The sequence below is a fragment of the Loigolactobacillus backii genome (assembly GCF_003946275.1).
Taxonomy (GTDB): Bacteria; Bacillota; Bacilli; order Lactobacillales; family Lactobacillaceae; genus Loigolactobacillus; species Loigolactobacillus backii.
In genome coordinates this window covers 12,135-33,753 of the sequence record NZ_RHNQ01000026.1, presented here as the reverse complement: position 1 = coordinate 33,753, position 21,619 = coordinate 12,135, and the positions used below count along the sequence as shown (strand labels likewise).

The 21,619-nt window shown below is 44.8% G+C and carries 13 protein-coding genes; 1 reads left to right on the top strand and 12 read right to left on the bottom strand.

What is annotated here, in order from left to right; translation table 11 throughout:
- Window positions 1-1,002 precede the first annotated feature (1,002 nt).
- From tagD to EKM61_RS06250, 11 genes are all read right to left on the bottom strand, one after another.
- Window positions 1,003-1,413: a glycerol-3-phosphate cytidylyltransferase gene (gene tagD, locus EKM61_RS06300; protein WP_068223196.1), complete on the bottom strand. Its 411-nt coding sequence runs from the start codon at window positions 1,411-1,413 to the stop codon at window positions 1,003-1,005.
- Window positions 1,414-1,953: 540 nt separating this feature from the next.
- On the bottom strand, window positions 1,954-3,015 hold the full coding sequence (locus EKM61_RS06295) for a glycosyltransferase (protein ID WP_068223192.1): 1,062 nt from the start codon (window positions 3,013-3,015) through the stop codon (window positions 1,954-1,956).
- Entirely contained in the window at window positions 3,008-4,147 is a 1,140-nt protein-coding gene (locus EKM61_RS06290) for a glycosyltransferase (protein WP_082918481.1), read from the bottom strand. Before EKM61_RS06290 ends, EKM61_RS06295 begins: the two co-directional genes overlap by 8 nt.
- Before the next feature lie 235 nt (window positions 4,148-4,382).
- Entirely contained in the window at window positions 4,383-5,807 is a 1,425-nt protein-coding gene (locus tag EKM61_RS06285) for a flippase (protein ID WP_068223185.1), read from the bottom strand.
- A gap of 3 nt (window positions 5,808-5,810) precedes the next feature.
- Window positions 5,811-6,929, bottom strand: coding sequence for a UDP-galactopyranose mutase (glf, locus tag EKM61_RS06280; RefSeq protein WP_068223182.1), 1,119 nt, complete (start codon window positions 6,927-6,929; stop codon window positions 5,811-5,813).
- Window positions 6,930-7,489: 560 nt separating this feature from the next.
- Window positions 7,490-8,383, bottom strand: a complete 894-nt coding sequence (locus EKM61_RS06275; protein ID WP_068223178.1) for a glycosyltransferase family 2 protein — start codon at window positions 8,381-8,383, stop codon at window positions 7,490-7,492.
- 547 nt (window positions 8,384-8,930) lie between these two features.
- Window positions 8,931-9,767 (bottom strand): LicD family protein, encoded by an 837-nt coding sequence (locus EKM61_RS06270; protein WP_082918480.1) that lies wholly within the window; start codon window positions 9,765-9,767, stop codon window positions 8,931-8,933.
- Between the two features lie 518 nt (window positions 9,768-10,285).
- A complete protein-coding gene (locus EKM61_RS06265; RefSeq protein WP_068223175.1) occupies window positions 10,286-11,059 on the bottom strand; it encodes a DUF4422 domain-containing protein in 774 nt (257 codons plus the stop codon).
- Complete coding sequence (locus EKM61_RS06260; RefSeq protein ID WP_068223172.1) at window positions 11,049-12,425, bottom strand: hypothetical protein; 1,377 nt, start codon at window positions 12,423-12,425, stop codon at window positions 11,049-11,051. Before EKM61_RS06260 ends, EKM61_RS06265 begins: the two co-directional genes overlap by 11 nt.
- Window positions 12,426-12,703: 278 nt before the next feature.
- A complete protein-coding gene (locus EKM61_RS06255; protein WP_068223166.1) occupies window positions 12,704-13,318 on the bottom strand; it encodes a YveK family protein in 615 nt (204 codons plus the stop codon).
- Window positions 13,319-13,404: 86 nt separating this feature from the next.
- The gene (locus EKM61_RS06250; RefSeq protein WP_100071646.1) at window positions 13,405-14,031 is read right to left on the bottom strand and encodes a sugar transferase; all 627 of its coding nucleotides are present in this window, start codon (window positions 14,029-14,031) and stop codon (window positions 13,405-13,407) included.
- A gap of 728 nt (window positions 14,032-14,759) precedes the next feature.
- On the opposite strand from EKM61_RS06250, the gene EKM61_RS06245 reads away from it, so the two are divergent.
- Window positions 14,760-15,167, top strand: a complete 408-nt coding sequence (locus EKM61_RS06245; protein ID WP_068377017.1) for a TIR domain-containing protein — start codon at window positions 14,760-14,762, stop codon at window positions 15,165-15,167.
- A 350-nt stretch (window positions 15,168-15,517) separates the two neighbouring features.
- Here the strand turns inward: EKM61_RS06245 and EKM61_RS06240 are convergent, their stop codons facing one another.
- Window positions 15,518-21,604: an MBG domain-containing protein gene (locus EKM61_RS06240; protein WP_068377020.1), complete on the bottom strand. Its 6,087-nt coding sequence runs from the start codon at window positions 21,602-21,604 to the stop codon at window positions 15,518-15,520.
- Between the last annotated feature and the right edge of the window lie 15 nt (window positions 21,605-21,619).

The following is a 21,619-nucleotide window of genomic DNA, read 5'->3' as shown; positions in this document are numbered from 1 at the left end:
ATGAGTAAACAAAAAGCACATTCACCGAAGTGAATGTGCCGTTCAAAATCTCCACCAATACGATTTGACAGAGACCCTTAGTTGTCTGTTGGTGCCACTTCTTATTATCATTTGAAAGGGTTCTGACCGGTCTGGCCAAAGGATTTAAATTGTATATTAAAGAGATTGTAGTAATTGTCATACAAGTAAAATAAAAAGCCCAGCCATTAACGGCCGAGCATCATTAGGACTTGGTTGGAGTTGCTTCATTGCGCTGTTCTCACTAATCTTAGTATTTATTTTTTAACATAGTTTACCATTTTAATTAGAATGCGGCGAAGTAGTTGACACCATTTGCCGTCTGAATATAGGCCGAAGTGCAACCCATTAAAACCGCACACATGATATAATAATTAAGTAAGGAAGTTCGGCGGTGGCAATTTTCAAGAAAGAAGTGATGCCTATGTGTATCAATTCATTCGGAAAGGATTGCGCTTGTAATGGAACTATTGCTTGCTTTGATTATCGCGTTACCTGCTATCTTAGGTGGCGTAGCAAAAATAATCTTAGCATATGCAGAGGTTTTAAAGGCAAGAAAAAAGAACCGCTCGTAACTTCGCCAGTTGCACGGTTCTTTAATAACTTGTAACAAGGCCATAGCCTTACTTCATTACCACGATTAACTGTCAGAGGTCAATCGTGGTTTTTGTATACTTAAATTATAGCATATAACCGTTTTACTGGCTAATAATTAGAGAAAATGGGATCGACTTTAACCTTTCCGGCCAATGAAGTGAACCCTGGGATTGAACTAAAATTTAATACCAGGGGTTCACTTCAGGCTAGGAATTTTGTTCCAACCTCACTTTTAAAGACAAAGTCGGTAAAATCAACTGATACCGTCGTGAAATAACGCAACTATTTTACAGGGGTTTAACTTATGAATTTAATTACATCAAACTCATATACCTAATGCATCCAATTTAATTGCTTAATCAACAAAATCATTTAAACGCACATGGTTTATTGCGCGTTTTTCTTATTTTCCATTAAATTCAAATCATGCTTAATTTTTGTGGTGGAAATGCCTTCTGTGCGCGGTAAATAAATCACCTGACAGTAAGGTTTCAGAAAGTCGAATTGGCCCTTCCAGTCGTCACCCATGACAAAGATATCCACGTTATTATCTTGAACGTCGTGAATCTTTTGGTCCCAATCCTTTTCGGGGATAACTTTATCCACGTAACGAATAGCTTCCAAAATGTACTTACGGTGCGCGTAACTGTGGTAGGCTTCCTTATGCTTAATCGTATTAAACTCATCAGTTGATAGACCAACAATTAACTGGTCGCCTAAAGCACGGGCGCGTTCCAATAAACGAACGTGACCCCAGTGCAATAAATCAAATGTGCCGTAAGTTATAACTGTTTTCAAAAGTAATTTCTCCTTTTCACTCAATTACGCTAAGTAACGCTGTTTAAATGCGGATCGCAAACCTGCTTACACCAAATTAGTCAGCTAACTACTAGTCTCTCTCTGGCCAATTTAGTGTAAATGTGTTTGAAAAAGTAGATTCCTGCGGTTGCCATGTTTCATCTTGGCGCATTTTGCCTTAGTTGAATGGACAACGTTTGAAGCATCAAGATTATTAGTGATCTTGGCTGCGACTCGGACTTCGGTCCATTTTAGTCCGATCGACATCGTAAGCGAAGCTAGTAATAATCCCCAATTGCGGAATAGTAGCTACAACAACCAAATCACCTTTTTCAAAGGCAATTCGTCTGTTTAGGCTGCGATTCGGACTTCGGTTTATCTTATCCGATCGACAACGTTAGTAATCCTCAGAGCCATGTTTCTTGCGGCTACTTTGCCACAAGAATGGCCATCGTTCGTAGCATCAAGATTATTAGTGATCTAGGCTAATAATCCTCAATTGCGGAGTAGAATCTAACCGCTTTTCCAAACACTCTCAGCTTATTTCATTTCTAGTGCCTTTTCAAACCGTTCAAAATAAACATCCGGATAAAATTTTCGTGCGGAAGCCTGAACTTTTTGGCGATCATATTGAAGCTTGCCGTCAATTACAGCTTGCATCTGGGCCGCCAGTCCGGCAATATCTCCTGGTTGGTATAAGCGGCCATTAACCGTTTGAATAATATCATCGGGCCCGGTTGGACAATTGCTAGCAATGCTGGGTAGCCCGCGGGAAACGGCCTCAAGTAGCGCCATCGGAAAGCCTTCATACTTCGACGTTAAAACAAAACTAGAAGCAGCAGTAATTTGCCGCCAAGGTTGCTGGGTCCAGCCGTAAAACTTATAGTGCGCTTCAAGGCCGTGATCCGCAATCAATTGGGCCAAAGCCTGGCGGTCTGAACCGGCACCGTAGAAAGTTAAGTGCCAATCACCATGCAGTTTGGCTGTGGCCAGAACAAGTTCCCGTAAATTTTTTTGACCGTCTAACAACAAACGACCAACGTAAACAAACTCCGTCTTTTTTGTTGGCACAATTTGCTCCTGCGGGGGGGTTAATGGATTATAAATCAAAGCAATCTTAGCCGCAGGAATACCAAGCTCAACCATCTGTTTCTGAATACCAGAACTAATTGCCAAATGGTAATCAGCGTAGTGCAGGTCTTTTGGCTTGACCGCCGCTTCCTGGTACAAGGAAAAGTGAATCCAAGAAATAATCTTAAAGTGGCGGTGCAGTAATTTACGAAAGATTGCCGTCATTTTCACCAACCGCGTACTAGGGCAAATGATAATTTCGGCGTTGGTTTGGCGAACGTACTGCCACAAGTACCACGTTCCAAATAATTGGCGTTTAATTTTACCCGGATTTTTAATTTGGTTAACCACTAACTCGTTAATCTCTTCCGTCCAGTCCATTTGGGTAGCCCCTTGTGGCAAAACTAGGCGAAAAGCGTATTTTTTTTGTTGTTCAGTCGTTTGAAAATGCAACATCACCGTCCGAATAACGGTCTCAATCCCACCATTTCCGGACAAATGTGGTGCGAGAATATCGATTTTTTTAACCAAGTTGATCACCTAATAGCTGATTATAGTATGAATCCAGCGTTTGTGCACTCTCACTAATCGAAAAATGTTTGGCCGTTAGTGTAGCAACCTCAGACTGACGGGCCTCAGGCAAGTTGGTTAAAATTTGTTGCGCCCATTTTTCTGCACCAGCGGCTAAAGGCAACTGGTGACAAATTGGAGTAGCAACGACTTCTGCTGGAATCGCCTCCGACACAAAGGTTGGTAAGCCGGCAGCCTGCGCCTCAACTGCTACCAAACCAAAGCCCTCTGCTTTCGATGGAAATAAGAAAAGATCAAAGGCTTGGTACCATTCGGCCATGTTGCTCACCACGCCTAAAAAGCGAACGGATTGGGTTAAACCAGCCGCGGCAACTCGCTTTTCTAATTCAGGCTTTAGACCCCCAGCACCAGCCATGACTAAAACCGCATCAGGCCGTTGTTGGTGAATTTGCTGAAAAACGTCCACCGCAAATAACGGATTCTTGCGATCAAGCAAAACGCCGGTAAAACCAACGACCAAATGCTCAGTTAACTGTTCTTGCTGGCGTAATTTTTCCCGAACAGCCGGCGCATAAGCAAAGTTTTCCAAATCAACCCCGTTGCGTAGCACCATAACTTGGCCCTTTTTCAATAATTCAGGTGGAAAAAGCCACTTGGCCGCCGCCGTTGAAGTCGCAAACATCAAATCAGCGTGCCGGGCAATTACTTTTTTGCCGTGCTGGTGCAAAGCCAACAAAACTTGCATGACAGCTTTTTTACTAGAAACATTACCGAAATAACTGTTGTGCGAATGAACCACAATCTTGGCCTTCGTTAATTGACTAGCCCATTTAATCGGCAAATAATTCCACGCCGCCGAATAATTAAAGTGGATTATCTGATAAACGTGACCTTGTTGCTTCAGGAAACGCCGCCACTGCAACCAATAGCGTAGTGGATTGCTGGTAATTGGTGTCACCGCGTAAATATGCCAGCCTAACGCCCGCAACTGCGCGTCCATATCGGTCTTACCACCATATTTCAAAACGTCAATCTGATACTTTGCTGGGTCTAGGTGTGAAAAAGTATCCACCAGATAGCGGGTTAACCCGCTGCCACGCATAAAGTCACCCACCACTAATACTCTAATCATCACTAATCCCCTTATCTTTTAACGATTCTTCACGCACTTTAAGCTTGCAGTTGCGGCTACGTGTTAGGAAAAAAACTTTGCTCATATTTACCTGACTAATTTGGTGGAAACGTGTTTGAAAAAGCAGATTATAGAGTATAGCTACGCTAGTCGAACGACCCGCTGCGCGTCTCTTTTCGCCTAGCTAGGCTATACTCGCTATACTCCATAATCTAACCGCTTTTTCAAACACTCTTTATTTGCGGCGTGAACCCACGAAATCTTTCACTGTGGTCAAAATCTTTGGCCGTAAAAGTACCATCAACAGTCCGTAAATGACAATGCCAACACCAACTTCTAGAACTAAGTTAACGGCGCCAAATGGCAGGTGTAAATTCATGGCAAAGACAACGGCAAACATCACTATCCCAGCGAGTAAATATTTCCAAAAGCTGGTAAATAGCCGACTAAGCGACGCCTGTTTGCGAATAACGTACAGCTGGTAAAAAGCAACACTGGCCTCGGAAACAACGGTAGAAATCGCCGCCCCCACGGCACCCCACTTAATAATCAACGGGATGTTAAGTAGTAAATTAACAACGGCACCAATAGTTACGGACACCGTGTACTCGCGGTTATGATTAGTGGGCAGCAAATACTGGGTCCCAATGGCGTTGCTCCAAGCAATGAACAGGATAACCGGCGCCTCACACATCAGCAAGGTACTGGTGGCGGCAAACTTAGGTCCAAAGAACCACGTCGCAAACTTAGGTGCAATTGCGGCCAAGCCAAACATCATCGGAATTGACGCAAAAGTAACAAAATCAAAAGTCGTGTACAAATAAGAATTCACTTTTTTCATATTACCTTGAGCAAAAGTGTGGGCAACTCGCGGCAACATTACTGTTCCCGTTGCCGTCACAATAGCCAACACCATTTTAACAATCTTATCTGAATTATCGAAAAAGCCGGCCGCCGTAACACTGTCAAATTGGCCCAACATCGTCTTGTTTAACACTAAGTAAATCTGCGTAGCCACTTGAGGCACAAACAAAACCAGTGCCGGCCGAAAATGCCGCCAAATATTCAAATGGTGGAACATCCCCGGCACCAGACGTTTGCGTAAGTACGGCCACAACGTGATGTTACCAACTAACTGGGAAGCACCGATAATTAAAATGTACAGTGCGGTATCACTGGCCGTTTTAACAAAACTAAAGATTAAAACAACGGATAAAATCTTAACTAGCATGTTCCGCAAAACGGTAGTTCGAAAATCTTCGGTTCCCATAAAGAACCAGGAAATATCAAACGCCGCCGCAATTAGCTGGAAAGACTGCATCACTAGATAATTATGGTACTTATGGACAATGGCCAAGTAGCCCATAAAAATGACAATTGCCCCTAAAATGGCAATTATCCGTAAACTTTCAATTTCCCAGAAAGTCTTGGTTAGCTTAGCCGGATCATCCCGGTGGTACGCAATTTCGCGGTTACCGTAAAGATTGATCCCAATACTACCGAATAAGACAAAATACTGGATAATTGAATTTGTATAGGCGTTGATCCCAACACCTTCTGGACCTAAAACCCGGGAAATATAAGGTGTGGTAATCAAGGGAACGAGAATCAAAAAGAGCTGATAACTCGCATTATACAAATAGTTTTTAACGACCTTCATAAATTAATCACTGAATTCCTTTTTGACGGTGGTCAAAGCAGCCTGAATCACTTGGTGCATATCGTAATATTTGTACTGACCTAAGCGGCCACCAAAAACGACGTTGGGCTGCGTTGCCGCTAGTTCCTTATACTGCGCAAATAAACCATTGTTTTCTTTATTGTTAACTGGATAGTAAGGTTCGTCGCCTTTTTGCCAAGTCTTGGGAAATTCCTTAGTGATAATCGTTTTCTTCTTATTACCACGGGCAAATTCGAAGTGTTTATGTTCGATAATCCGCGTATATGGCGTTTCAGCGTCCGTATAGTTAACGACGGCATTACCCTGATAGTTAGGTTGATCTAATTCTTCGGTTTCAAAGTGCAAACTCCGGTATTCCAGCGTACCCAATTGATAGTCGAAGTATTGATCAATCATGCCCGTGAAAATTACCTTTGGTGAATCCTTTAAGTACTGATCTTTATTAGCGAAGAAATCAACGCCCGTTTCAACAGAAATTTTATCGTCAGCCAGCATTTTTTCGATAATCTGCGTATAACCACCGATTGGAATGCCTTGATACGCATCATTAAAGTAATTATTATCGTAAGTTAACCGAACGGGCAAACGACGAATAATGAAAGCTGGTAGGTCAGTTGCCTTTTTACCCCACTGCTTTTCAGTGTAGCCCTTAACTAACTTTTCGTAGACATCCCGGCCAATCAGTGAGATTGCCTGCTCTTCCAAGTTAGCTGGCTTTTTCCCGGCCATTTCTTGGCGTTGTTCGTCAATCTTGGCCTGAGCTTCTGCTGGCGTGATGACGCCCCACATTTTATTGAAGGTATTCATGTTAAATGGCATATTAAAGATTTCGCCTTTGTAATTAGCGATGGGGCTGTTGGTGTAGCGGTTGAATTCCGCAAATTGATTAACGTAGTCCCAGATATTCTTGTTGCTGGTGTGGAAAATGTGGGCGCCGTAAACGTGAACGTTAATACCATCAACGTTCTTAGTGTAAATATGGCCACCAATGTGATCTTCCTTTTCAATTACCTTAACCGTTTTACCGCGTTTCGCTGCTTCGTAAGCAAAAGTTGCGCCAAACAAACCAGCACCAACTACTAAATAATCATAATGAGCCATTAACTTTTCTCCTCTATTCTTAAGATACGTATTTGTTATTAGAAAGTGTTTGAAAAAGCGGTTAGGTTCTGAGGATTAGCATAGATTGACGAATTATCTGTGAAACAGATGATTTGGCGATCGTAGCTAACCGCAGGAACCTGCTTTTTCAAACACGTTTCCAACAGAGTGCCTGAAAAAGCGTTCAGATTCTGAGGATTACTAACGATGTCGATCGGACTAAAATGGACCGAAGTCCGAGTCACAGCCTAAAACGCTAATAATCTTGATGCTTCACACGTTGTCCATTCAACTAAGGCGAAAATCGCCAAGTTGAAACATGGCAACCGCAGGAACCTGCTTTTTCAAACACGTTTTCGCTAAATTAGTCAGGAATCTGCTTTTTCAAACACGTTTCCACCAAGTTAGTCAGGAAAATACTAGCGAAAGTAGTCCCAGACACTCCTAGATTGCCGATTAATCGCGGCCAATTACGCCTACTTTTTCTTCAAATAAAATCCATTACTAAGCGTGTTCAAAAAGTCATCCCGCAACCGCTTTTTGTACACTCTAATAATCTATCATTTTACGTTTGGAAATTCAATTTTTGGGCGGAAGGTTATGCCCGCCAGCATTCCGGAAAAAATAACCCGGAGCTTATGCCAACGGTGTTTTGAGTGCCCAAATAATAAGTGCAACGTTGTACTTGTAAATTGAATGTAATAATGAATCACTTCTTTACGGGAACGCCGGCGGGAATTATATAAGCGATTCCGGTAGGCGTAAAAATACCGACCGGCCCGGGCAGAATCATCTTCCAGAATATTAACGCCACGATTCAGCTTCATTTTGTGCGTCACCAAGCTGTCGGGGACCAAGTAAGCCTTATACTGTTGCGTAATTCGCTCGGTGTACTCGGTATCGTCACCCCAAATAAAGAACTGGCGAATCGGCAAGCCTAACTTCAAAACAACTGCGCGGCTCGTCATCACCGATACAAAACTGGCCCGACTAATCTCGATTAAGTGACTGTCGGCGTTCAGGGCACTCGTCCACAGTGGATGCGCCACCACCGGCACGTTCATAATCGCAGGTGTGCCGTCCACCCACTTGGGATTGCTAGCCAAAAAGCCAGTCGCTGGTTTGGCCTTGTAAGCCGCCACCAAAGCGTTTAAAGCATTTTTATCCGGAATTGTATCATCATCCATTAACCAAACAAAATCGTCATTAGTTTTTTCCGCAAAATACTTAATTCCCGAATAAAAGCCGCCGGCGCCACCAATATTTTCTTTTAAACGAACATAATCGATCTTTGCGCCTAATTGCTTTAAATAAGTTTGTGTAGGCGCGTCACTATGATTATCGATCACAATCAAGTGGGCCAAAGAATAAGACTGGCCCAAAAGCGCCGCCAAGCATTCCTTAAGCAAATCCAATCGATTATAAGTTACAACAACAGCACTAACAGATACCATAATTTACCTCCAGAGTGAACACAAAAGCGGGAGTTTCTGCGGATTAGCCTAAGAAGCGGCTTGGGCCGTACAACGGCCGAAACGCATTCTGTAGCTAACCGCAGGAAACTGCTTTTGCTTTCACGTTTATGTCGATGCAAAAGCGGGAGTTTCTGCGGATTGGCCTAAGAAGCGGCTTTAGCCGAGCAACGGCCGAAACGTATTTTGGCGCTACTATTCTGCAATTGAGGATTATTACTAGCTTCGCTTACGATGTCGATCGGACTAAAATGGACCGAAGTCCGAGTCGCAGCCTAAAACGCTAATAATCTTGATGCGCCATACGTTGTCCATTCAACTACGGCGAAATACGCCAAGTTGAAACATGGCAACCACAGGAAACTGCTTTTGCGTTCACGTTTATGTAACCAGACCATTTTTCAGTTTATATAAAAATAACGGCCCTGCCTGTAGTAGCTCAATGAAGACGGCAACTTAATCCGGACTGTCTTCGCGGAGCACTGCTTCAATCACCGCCATCGTTTCTTCATTATCGCACCGCTAGCAATTAATCCACAATCTGGCCATCAACGCGGAAATCACTCAGATGCTTTTCCACTTGCTTGTCTTTTGGTGGCAGTTGCATGTAATCGCCGTACATTCGCGTCAAAATGGCATCGTAGGCCGCTGGCACCTTCACTTGCAGGCCGGAAAATGAACGCGTTATAAATTGGTGGAGTTCACTTTGTTTGATGATTTCCTTACCGTAAGCGTACTGCGAGCACATGTTGATTTGATCTAATGTGGCGGCCTGCGCCTGATAGGCAGTCATAATTGCGCGCCGCTCCTGTTTCAAGTAGCCCACGGACTGAAAACGGTGCACCAAGTTTAACGCCACAATCACCGCGCGTTTTGCCGGTGGATCCGCGTGGCCGTACTTCAACCGCTCAATTACCAAACGATTATACAGTTTAAACTGCTTGTACTGCTTCTGCCGGGCCTGAACAGCTGCCGGAATCGCGTCAAAGGGAAATAGATCGACGTAAACGCTATGTACCGCGTTATTAGGTAGGTTGTACGTTTCAACCATTTCAGTATTTTCAGCAACAATCTTCGAAAAAGCAAAACCGTAATCCTTCGTATTTTGCGTTGTCATTAGCCGTTGCGCCGGCTGTAATTCGCCTGCCGCCACCTGTAAAAATTTTTCGTAATCTTGACGCAAAAAGCCGACATCAATGTCATCATCCCAAGGAATGAAGCCCTGATGCCGGATGGTGCCCAAAAGTGAACCGCCGATCATAAAATAATTGATTTGGTGTCGCTCACAAATATCGACCACTGTTTTTAATAAATTTAATTCAATTTTATGCAAAACATCTAATTGCGTCATTTTTTTAATACCCATCTTTTTAATTCATCTGACAAAATAATTTTTATTGAATCTGTTTCTGTGATCCTACTAGAAGCTTTGGCTAACTGGTGGAAACGTGTTTGTAAAAGCAGGTTCCTGCGGTTGCCATGTTTCAACTTGGCGATTTTCGCCTTAGTTGAATGGACAACGTGTGAGGCATCAAGATTATTAGCGTTTTAGGCTGCGACTCGGACTTCGGTTCATCCTAGTCCGATCGACATCGTAAGCGAAGCTAGTAATAATCCTCAATTGCGGAATAGTAGCTACGATCGCCAAATCATCTGTTTCACAGATAATTCGTCAATCTAGGCTGCGATTCGGACTTCGGTTCATCCTAGTCCGATCGACATCGTTAGTAATCCTCAGAACCTAACCGCTTTTTAGGCACTCTGGCGGAAACGTGTTTGAAAAAGCAGGTTCCTGCGGTTAGCTACGATCGCCAAATCATCTGTTTCACAGATAATTCGTCAATCTAGGCTAATCCTCAGAATCTAACCGCTTTTTCAAACACTCTACCTTCCTGCCTTACGTCCAACGAACTTCCGGGCGATAAACTTACCACCCTTAACGAACCAATTTTGCCGTTCCATGTAGACAAAATTAACCTCAGTTGTGCTGTACTGGCGGTTGACCTCCAGCCAAACATCCAACAGGCGTTCGCTAATAAAGCCATAAACCCGCGTTTCATAAGTATCGTAATTAGTGATGTCCAGTTGTTTTTCAACCTTAAACAAGATGTCAAACACCCAAGCACAGTAAGCATCAAAGGCTGGTTTCTTCATCACAAACATATTAAACATGTGGGCCGAACGCCGTTGCATCATTGTGTCAAAGGCCGCCAAGTAAGTTGGATAGTCAGTCTTAATAATGTCTCGGGCCAGGTCTAACGGCTCTTCGTGGTGGGCGTGCACATAGTGTGAAAAATTGGTCTCAATATAATAATGCCGTTTCTTGGGCAAAATGATATCGTGGTGCGCCAATAAATTATCGACGTCCGCTTTAGTTAAAATCGTATTCAAATCTTTTGCGTGGTGCAAACTCAGGTAACGGCGGTAATGAACCAACCCAATGGCGTCGGCGTCCAGATTCTTCCAGGCCCAATAAATCGCCGTTAACTCGTTAAAATGTGGGTTTTTCGCCGAAATATTATCGCCGGTATTGTCACCCTGAAAAGTGTGGTTTACGTCCGGGTGTAGCGCCTTGCCCACAAAAATAGGTAAGTAAAGCTCGTGATCCGTTGGCATCGTGTAATTTTTATGCGCTGCGACTAAAATTTTAACGTTCAATTTTCAATTCCCCACTAACTCGATTAATAATCACAATGTAGAAGAAGAAAATGACAAAGTAGATTTCATCGTTCCACGAAAAGGTGAAAATAGCTAAAACGGCAAACATGATTAAAGTGTAAAAGAAACTATCAAGAATCGTTACGTACAGTATACTGCTTGAATCGGTTTGTTTCACAAAAAATCGTTTTAAATTCAACGCCGTTTTCACTTTATGGTACAAGTACAAAAAGGTTGGCACAATTGTCACTAACCCGTAACTGGCAAAAATTTCACCCCACACGCTTTGGTCTGGGTAGCCGGTTTGAACGAAAGTCATAAAGTACTCGGGATTAGCGATGGTTGACTTGGGTACGTACAAGAAACTGTAGTAACTGGTATAGCCCCGGCCCACGCCGAACAATGGGTAATGCAGGAAGGTTAAGAATAACGCAATCGTCCCGCCAAGTCGGTTAGCAGTGCCCTGTTTATTTAAAACGTACTTTTGTAAAATGGCCTGAACACCTGGGTCCGCTATGTACAATACTACCAGCAGTACTAGGGCAACCACCCCGGCCTTTAAGTAGCGCCGTTGATCGCTGGCCGATGAGGCGAAAAACAGGATCACCACTGCCAAAGCAATGACGATGAAGCCCGTCGATGTTTTGGCAAAGAATAAAACAATGAAGCTAAATATCAATAATACCCAGTAAAACCACTGGCGTTGATGTAATTTGCCTGAAAAATAATCGTAACGATTCTTAATCGCGGCCATCACAATCGGCAAGAAAACAATTCCAATCATTGCGGCCAAGAAAGATGCCTCTTGGGAAAAGCCGTTAACCCGGCGCTGGGTCGTAGCGTAACTGCCGTGGCGGTAAAAATCAAACCGCCCCTGGTGCTCAGCCTCAAACATCCGGCCAAGAAAGTTAACCCAGCCATCCATCAAGTGACTGCGCGTCGCCACAATTTGGGGAATTAAAACTAAAATCCCAAAAACGACGTAGGTTATTAATAAGGAGCGAATAAAACCTAACGCTTTATGCTGGTCCGAAATCACCACTTGCAGTAAATAATAGACCAAGAACAAATTGGCGATAAACAAGAATACGTTAACGGGGCCCGTGGATAAACCACTGGTGTCTTGCGGACGATTAGTGATCTGATAACTGTAAAAAATCATGATCAGTTGACTAATGCCAAAAGCAAAGGTCCCAATTAAAACGCGCCGGCTAACCAGTAACTGACCGAAAAGATCGGGTTGCGTTACCCATTTAAAAAATAAAAGTAAGGTAAACAAGTACACTGGTAGTGTTCCGATGATTCCTGGCAAGGAAAAGCTGAAATTTTTTATCAACATGCTGATTGGAATCAGAAGCCATTCCATAAAAAAACACCCCATAACTAGAGAATGTCGCAAAGGTCGCTATGCGTTTGAGCATTAACCACAAGCACCAAATAAGTCATACCTGCCACTTGGCCGCACTTATTTCGGCGGAAACCAAGTGGTCAGTTGCTAGTTTTTAAAGTAACCCAGCAAGACTACCTAACCCGATTACCGCATTTGGCAGTAGTGGCCCATTTGGTGTTAAATTCTACAAGCCGCCCTTTTAGACACGTTTAACCTAACTTAATTGAACCCGTCAATTAAGTTAGTTCATTTACCTAACGCTTACTTCTTTGCTTAGCAACGCGGTCAAAAACTAATGCCAGGCACAAACCAATGATCAAGCCTAACAATAGACCGTAGAACGTATACTTCTTGGTTGAGCGCTTATTGATCAAAGTCGCTTCGCTAACTGTGGCCGGTGCCAAGTGTCTAACTTTTGCTTTTTTCGTAAATTTATGTAATCGCGATTGGAAAACGTCCACTAACGTGTTGGTCGTTTTAGTTGCCAACTTGGCTGTATCGCCATCAACGGTTACTTTGATAATCATCGAACCCATGTTGGCCTGTGAATGGACGTGCTGCTGTAAGAAATCCACTGATTTATTGTAACCAGCAACCTTGTTCATCTTTTTTTGAACGCCATTTAAGACGTAGCTATTACCTAAAAGATCCTGGTAAGTTGGTACGGTCTTGGTCACGGCCTCAATTCGTTTCGCGGTATGGTGCGTTGGTTCAACCATAAACGAGGCGGTCGCTGAATAGGCCGACTGATAAGTATGGCCTGACCACCAATAACCGCCGGCAGCAAAGACTAACATTGCTAAAATAACGACGTACCAGCGTTTAAGAACGCTCATTACTAGGCTTTTTAATGTAATTGATTCTTCCATCTTTTCCTCCGTTGAACTTCATTTCAATCCATAAAAATAAATGTGCTGATGACTCAATCACCAGCACATCAACAAACACATAAAAATCAATAGGCACCTGTACTCTTAAAAATACTGATAATATTTAAGAACACGATCTTGACATCGAACCAAAAATTAGCGTGGTCAATATAATACATCTCAATATCGCAACGTTCGGGATAACCAATGTTGCTGCGGCCGCTTGCTTGCCAATAACCCATTGCACCAGGCGTCATGGATAACAGCTTACGCACATTGTCGCCGTATTCTTTTAATTCCGTCCGAACAACTGGGCGGGGTCCAACTAGTGCCATATCGCCCTTTAAGATGTTGACGAACTGTGGTAACTCATCAATCGACGTCTTTCGGATAATTCGTCCAAAATGCGTGATCCGAGGATCTTCTTCGGCAGGTAGCTTATAACTGTTGGCGAGGTACTTTTTGTATAACGCCGGATTTGCTTTTAATTTTTTGTCAGCATTGACGACCATCGAACGAAACTTCCAGATCTTGAACGGCTTCCCGTTCTTCCCGATTCGTTCTTGCTTATAGATCATCGGTCCACGATTTTCACCAAAACGATAAAGGATGAACATAACCGCAAACACTGGAATTAAGCAGATCAATGCGATGATGGAAACGACGATATCACAAAGCCGCTTAATCGCTAAATAAGTCTTTGATTTGCTCATTGGTTGTTCTCCACGAAATAATATTGGGTCAGCATCCTGCTGGTAAAACTCAGAATGCCAACGACGCCCAACTGTTTCCTTTTTTTCCATTTGTTGGTCCTCCCCTAACGTCCAAAACTGACGTTAGTTTAGTCAGCGTAAGTTTTCAATAACAACAAAACGGCGCCATGTTACTACAAAGAAACGCGGGTCGCTAGCGTTTAAAACTGCTAGGCGACTGATTAGCTTCATTTTACTTACGTAACCTAATTACAACAGCAACAAGTATACCCAAAATTTTCTACGAACACAAGTCATTCTTAAAAAGCGACCTAGTTGCCGCTTTGAAATGACGTTTGACCACTATTTATTTTAAGTTGTTTTAACCAACAACGAATGGTCGTGAATTTTCGCGGGTGTAGGAATCAAGTGGCCATTTTCAAAACCGTTCTTAGGTCAGATTGGGAAAATACCCTGACTAAATATTTACCTGACTAATTTAATGTAACCCGGTTTAAAAAAGCCGTTGCCTGTGCTTACCCCACTTTACTAGCATAACCACATTTTACCGCAATTTATTAACTTGATTCAACTAATGTCATTGAACCATTTAAAGTTTAAGAATTTCGTAAGAAGTTGCCGTGAATTTCATGAGGGGCCCGCGCTTAACGTTTACGGGCCGGTAAAAAACGTGGTAGGATATAATTTGTTAGGTTATTGACATATTTTAACACACAAGGGAGCGGCTCATGTCTAGTCAATTACTGGTCAGCTACGATAACGATCACGATGAATGTCAACGTTACATCTACCTGTTGCGTAAATGGGGCCAAAACCCCAATTTTCCCAGTGTCACTTTTCAAGAACAACACATGGCCCCAACGGAAAAATTGGCCGCAGTCCCAGCAGCCAACGAGCAAGCCATCAAAGACTGCTCGGCGTTGCTCCTATTAATCGGCAATCAAACAATGGAAAACGCCTACTGGGTGGGCTGGCAAATCACGGCGGCAATTGCTTACCACAAACCGGTAATCATTTACAAATTGCGGGCCGCCTACCTGTCGCCTTACGAGGTCTATGATTATGACGTTGCCTGGTTGGCCGAGTTTTCCTACGATGCGATCCGGACGATTTTTTTGGAAGCTACTAAAGAATGAGCTCATGTTCTAGAACTAGCCTGGCCGGTACTTTATTATTATTTAATGTTGCCAATTACTTGCGTCATTTTTTTAAAAACCGACTGGCAGCGATGACGCTGAATTTTATATTACTTTGTTACCAATTTTGCATAAATAATCTCCCTAAAAAATTTGGCCAACTTGCTTTACGGCTCCTTACATCCAATAAATCAGAGAAGCTATCAACACAGCCTGGTTATTTCCCCTTAATAGCGCATCGCTGCTTCAATTTTATTCGTAAAAAAAATAGCTTGCTAAACGTTGAAATGACGTTTAGCAAGCTATTTTACTTCTATTTACAAATCAAAGTTCAATTCACCAAATAGTCGTTATTCTTTTTTCTTTCTCCAAGCTACCATTGGCGCAAATAAAGCAACTAAGAACGCACCAATTACGGCAAGGAATGAATCATTGGCCGCGCCTGTTTGCGGCAATTTCGCCATTCCCAGCGCACTGTTGGCCTTGGCCCGTGGTGACTGGGCTGATTGTGCCTGGGCCAAGCCTTTAGCACTAACGTTGGTCTTATTAACTGTGACCGTCTGTTCTGCAGCCTTTGCCGGTTGCGGCACAGTCGCCAAATTAGTTGGTGTTGCGGCACCTGCGGCCGTTGAAGTTGCGGCGGTACTAGGATTCTCAGGGACCGTTGAACTCGTTGCTGAGCCAGGGTTGCTTGGCGCTGTTGAGCTGTCCGCTGAACCTGGGTTGCCTGGTGCTGTTGAACTGCCCGCTGAACCTGGATTGCCTGGCGCCGTTGAACTACCTGCTGAACCTGGGTTGCCCGGCGCTGTTGAGCTGCCCGCTGAACCTGGATTGCCCGGTGCTGTTGCGTCATTTTTGGCGTACGTGACTGTGACGTTAATATCGGCATCTGCCTCCGTGACACCAAGCACGGCCGCCACCTGTTTCTGATCAGGTGTATAGCCCGTCATGTCTGGTGAAACTTTAGCCGCAAAACTAGTGTCACCATTTTCTGCAGTCCAGTCAGTGTACGTGGTATTACCCGTTACTTTGTCCGTGGTTGCTGTCCGGGTGAAGGTTACGTGATCAGTAACATCCGCTGAAGCCATAGTCCCATCCGAATACTGGTAATGAATTGTTTGGTTTACGGTTTTACTTTCCGTTGCCGTGCTTGTCCCGTGTACAAGGTGAACCAGATAGCTTTGAGTGGTTGCACCGTCACTATCAAAAATAAACTGTGAACCAGGATAGTCGCTGCCGACTAGCGTATAACCGGCCAAAAGATAGTTGTTAACACGGTCGGTCGTTTGGTAGCTGCTAGTGGCGCCACTAACTCCCGTCAGGTTATCAACGATTAACGTTTTTCCGGTTGTATCATCGACATAGCTTACCGTTGCACTTTGTGTATCGGCAGTGTAATTAATTTCAGTATCCGCCGTTGGTGACGTTGGTGCTGGCGGCGTATACCCCGCTTCCGGATCGTTAGGGTCAATTGGTGTCAAAGCCGTGCCATCAGGACCAGTTGGTGTGTAACCAGGAACGTACGGAATCACGGGATTACTGGGATCATTGGTTGGCGTCGTCACCGTACTTGGATCATTAGGGTCCGTTTGGTACGGCGTGGTCGTTGGTGTGCCACCATTTGGCGGTGTTACCACGTAACCGCCGACTTGAGCGTAAACTAGCGTGACGGTTTGGTTGGTGGCATCGTCGCCATCAAAGTTTAAAGCTGTACTAGTGCCGTCGGTTTTAAGGACGTACCCGTTAACGACTTTACCCACTGAGCTAAAGTCCACAGCTATGCCCGTTTTACCGGTTAAAGTATAACTGCTCTTGCCGGCCGTGTTGGTGACGGCTTTACCCGTTTCATCCACTAAGTTCACCGTTACTGTTTGTGTATCGGCAGTGTAACTAATTTCAGTTTCTGCCGTTGGTGAGGTTGGCGTTGGCGGCGTATACCCTGCTTCCGGATCATTAGGGTCAACTGGTGTCAAAGTCGTGCCATCGGGACCTGTTGGCGTGTAGCCGGGAACGTACGGAATCACCGGGTTACTGGGATCGTTAGTTGGCGTTGTCACCGTACTTGGATCATTAGGGTCCGTTTGGTACGGCGTGGTCGTTGGCGTACCACCATTTGGCGGTGTCACCACGTAGCCGCCGACTTGAGCGTAAACTAGCGTGACCGTTTGATTAGTGGTGTCATCACCATCGTAATTTAAGGCCGTACTGGTGCCGTCGGTCTGCAATACATAACCAGTAACGACTTTACCCACTGAGCTAAAGTCTACGGCCGTGCCAGTTTTACCGGTTAAAGTATAGCTACTCTCGCCGGCAGAATTCGTGACAGCCTTACCCGTTTCATCCACTAAGTTCACCGTTGCACTTTGTGTATCAGCGGTGTAATTAATCGGCGTATCCGCTGTTGGTGACGTTGGTGCTGGCGGCGTATAGCCTGCTTCGGGATCGTTAGGGTCAATTGGCGTCAAAACCGTGCCATCAGGGCCAGTTGGCGTGTAACCAGGAACGTACGGAATCACCGGGTTACTGGGATCGTTGGTTGGTGTTGTGACCGTACTTGGATCATTAGGATCCGTTTGGTACGGCGTTGTCGTTGATGTGCCACCATTTGGCGGTGTTACGACATAAGCGCCGACTTGTGCGTAAACTAGCGTGACTGTTTGGTTGGTGGCATCGTCGCCATCAAAGTTTAAAGCTGTACTAGTGCCATCGGTTTTAAGGACGTAACCATTAACCACTTTACCAACTGAGCTAAAGTCCACCGCCGTGCCAGTTTTACCGGTTAAGGTATAACTGTTCTTGCCAGCCGTGTTAGTGACAGCTTTACCCGTTTCATCCACTAAGTTCACCGTTACTGTTTGTGTATCGGCAGTGTAATTAATTTCAGTATCCGCCGTTGGTGAGGTTGGCGTTGGCGGCGTATACCCCGCTTCCGGATCGTTAGGGTCAACTGGTATCAAAGCCGTGCCATCAGGACCTGTTGGCGTGTAACCAGGAACGTACGGAATCACCGGATTACTGGGATCGTTGGTTGGTGTTGTCACCGTACTTGGATCATTAGGGTCAGTTTGGTACGGCGTGGTCGTTGGTGTGCCACCATTTGGCGGTGTTACCACGTAGTCACCGACTTGACTGTACTGGTAAGTGACGGTGATATTCTCGCCACCAATTGTGCCGCTGGCATTTGCTGGTGTGCTTGTTAAAACATAGCCATCAATGACGGCCGCACTAGTTTTATACGCGGCACCACTTTTGTAAATCGTATCGTCAACGTTGGCGGTTTTAATTTCTGCGCCCGTCGTTGCATCAACGTACTTAGTTGTCACTACAGGTGTAATCTCCAAGTTGCCACTAATACCAACTGCTTTAACGAGTAGGTACAGCGGATTGGCAGCGGCAAAATCGTTCAAGCCCTGATCGCTTAATTTAACCACGTAACTACCAATGTTTTCACTGGTAATACCTGAAAGATCCAAGTCACCAGAACTCGTCGCAACTTCGTAATAATTCGCCTTAGTAGTGGCGATCCAGTCAGTGGGCACGGTATAACCGGCCGGTACGTACACTAAATAACTGGTTGGATCTGTGCTAGTCAAGCCATCATAAACTTTGGCCTGATTTTGAACCGTAATTGCCGTTACCTGATCAGCCACGTCACTTTCGTTGACCTCTTCTTGGTAATAAACCGTGTAAGTATTACCGGTACTAACTGTCGCTTCTGAGGCGATTGGGTTAACGATTTGTGGGAAAAGTTGTGGTGTAGTAACGGAACTATTCACCAAAACGTAAGTATGTCCATTTTGCACGATCGTTGCTTGCAGCTTCGTCATCGGATCGTAGGTGGTCTGGGAATCGCCAGTAAAGGACACGCTTCCTAAATTAGTCTTAGCTGGTCCCACCAAATTATAGGTATCTTGGACCTGGCCCGTGACAATCGTGTAAGGATAAATAAAACTAGTATAACTAGAATTAAGCACGTAAGCACCCGTAATACCTAGTGCGTTGGCCACAGTTGCAACGTTGGAATAGCCGCTTAAAGTAACTGCATAGTCACCTTGCGTATACGCTGGGTCACTAGTTAAATACATTACGGATGAGTCAGGTGAACCAGCGTTAGTCCCAACGTAGCCCGATGTTGTCCCAGAATCGCTGTTGGCAACAACAGGTAGATCAAACAGGCCACCCACCGTATTTACTGAACCAAACTGAATTTCAAAAGTTTGCCGACCATTGTAGTCAGTCAATTGGGTTACCGTTAGACCAGAATAAGCAACATTTCCGCTTTCCAATTCAGCAATAATGGCAGCTTTTAACGTTTCCGCCGGCGTACTTGACTGCGTGTACTGATTGGCAGCGTTCACCGTTGCAATATCAAAGCCACTGGGAATAATAACAAATTCAGTTAAGTTGGAAACCGTTAATTTACCCGCGTTATTATTCAATAGACGTAATTCTAAAGTTAAGCCAGAACCATCGGCGATCGTGAATGCCTCACCTTCACTCTGACCTTTGATAGTGACATAGTAGTTACCTGGATTAAAATGTGTCGATGCTGTAGCTGCGGTATTGACCGTAATCGAGCCGTCCTGAACGTTGTTGCCATCAAACGCTACCGTTGGGTTGTCCGCCTTTAAAGCGTCTAAAGCGGCAGCCGTCAAAGTCACACTATAATTGCCATTCACACCTAATTGAACATTCGAAGTATCAAAATAGGAAATTGGAACATTATAGACGATGGAATTCTGCCCTGTATTGTTGTAAGAAACCGTCCAATCAGTTGGTGCAGTTAAACCGTCATTTAACGTCACACTCAGCGTTGTTGGTAATTTTGTTGTGGCTGTTGCGGCCCCGACAATCACCTTGTTATTGACCATAATCGTAAAGTTGCCGGCGACCACTGCATCTGCCGTCACGGCGTAATTTGGATTAGCGGCCTGTAAAGCACTCAATCCTTGCGTGCTCAGCGTAATCGGGTAAGTTCCAATACTTTGACTGCTGACATTGGTCAAATCACCGGTACTAACTGGCACATCATATGTAAGGGTTGTTGAACCAGCAGTATTACTACTATCTAGCGTCCAAGTTGTTGGCGCCGTTAAGAAACTAGGTAACGTGACCTGATAGTTAGTCGGCATATTAGTTGCGTCATTATCAAAATCTTTTGACTGCGAAACAACCTTAATTGCCTGGGAAGGTACTAGGGCCTGTTTGATGGTTAACGTTCCCGCTGTCACATCAGCCATGGTAACGTCAACGCCTGGATTAGCCGCCTGAATTTCCGCCAAGCCAGCCGCCGTTAACGTAATCGTGTAAATCCCAGCATCCTGCGCCACCGCCGTTAAATCAATATCACCAGATGCTCCAGCAATCATCGTATTATTTGTACCCGATAAGTACCAAGAGGCCGGTGCCTTTAAATTAGAAGACAAAATAACCTGATACGTCACTGGTGTACCCGGCTGATCATTATAAGTTTTGCTGACATTGCCAATAGTAATGTTGGTTGCGACTGCAGCCGTTACCACCCGGGCCATTTTAGCCGCGGTGGCCACCACACTAGTAGCTGTTGCGGCGGAAGAAATCAATGTTTGGTTGGCGCCACTGGCCACTAAATTATTGGCCAAATTAATTGCCGCCACTTGCTCGGCGTTATCTGTGGTTGCCGGGCTAGGAACGACTACCGTGGCCCCGCTAACATTTGCCACATCACTAGCCGTAACGGCGGCAGTATCGCTAGCTGCACTACTGCTGGTACTTGAAGCGTTAGTTGGGTCATTTGAGACCGCTGAACTCTCGGCCGAACTGGCCGTTGAGCCAGCAACACTGCTTGGTGGCGTGGCCGTACTGGAAGCAGCCGGCGTAGTTGATGAAATACCTGAAACCAAGCTTTGATCATTAGTTGAGCCGCCACTTTGCTTTAGCGCGGAACTAGCAACACTGCTGGCGGCCGAACTCGTTGCATTGGAACCAGTAGTTCGACTGCTAGTTGTAGTCGCACTGGCGGCACTACTTTCATTTACCGCTGAACTGGCCGTACTTTTAGCGGTGCTCTGCTTAGCAGCGGAACTGGCCGCGCTGGAAGCTGTACTTGCCTTTGCCTCAGTGCTGGTCGCACTGGTAGCGCTGCTCTGCGTGGTCGTAGAACTGGCTGCACTAGAAACCGTACTCTGACTGGCCGCCGAACTGGTGGCACCTGCCTTCAACGCCACTGTTTTAGCGGTTAATTGATTGGCCGCAGAAGTCGCCGTCTCAGTGCTGGCCGAAGTTGCGTCACTAGTGTTACTAGTCGCCGCTTCCGTATTAGTTGTCAAACCAAATAGAAGCGCTGAACCCAGCGTTGCCATAGAAATACCAGTATACAACCAACGTTTGCCAGCCTTATACATTTTATAGTGTTGCTTAACATCCCGTTGCGCATTTAATAATCGACGAATTTTCATTATTCACTCTCCTTA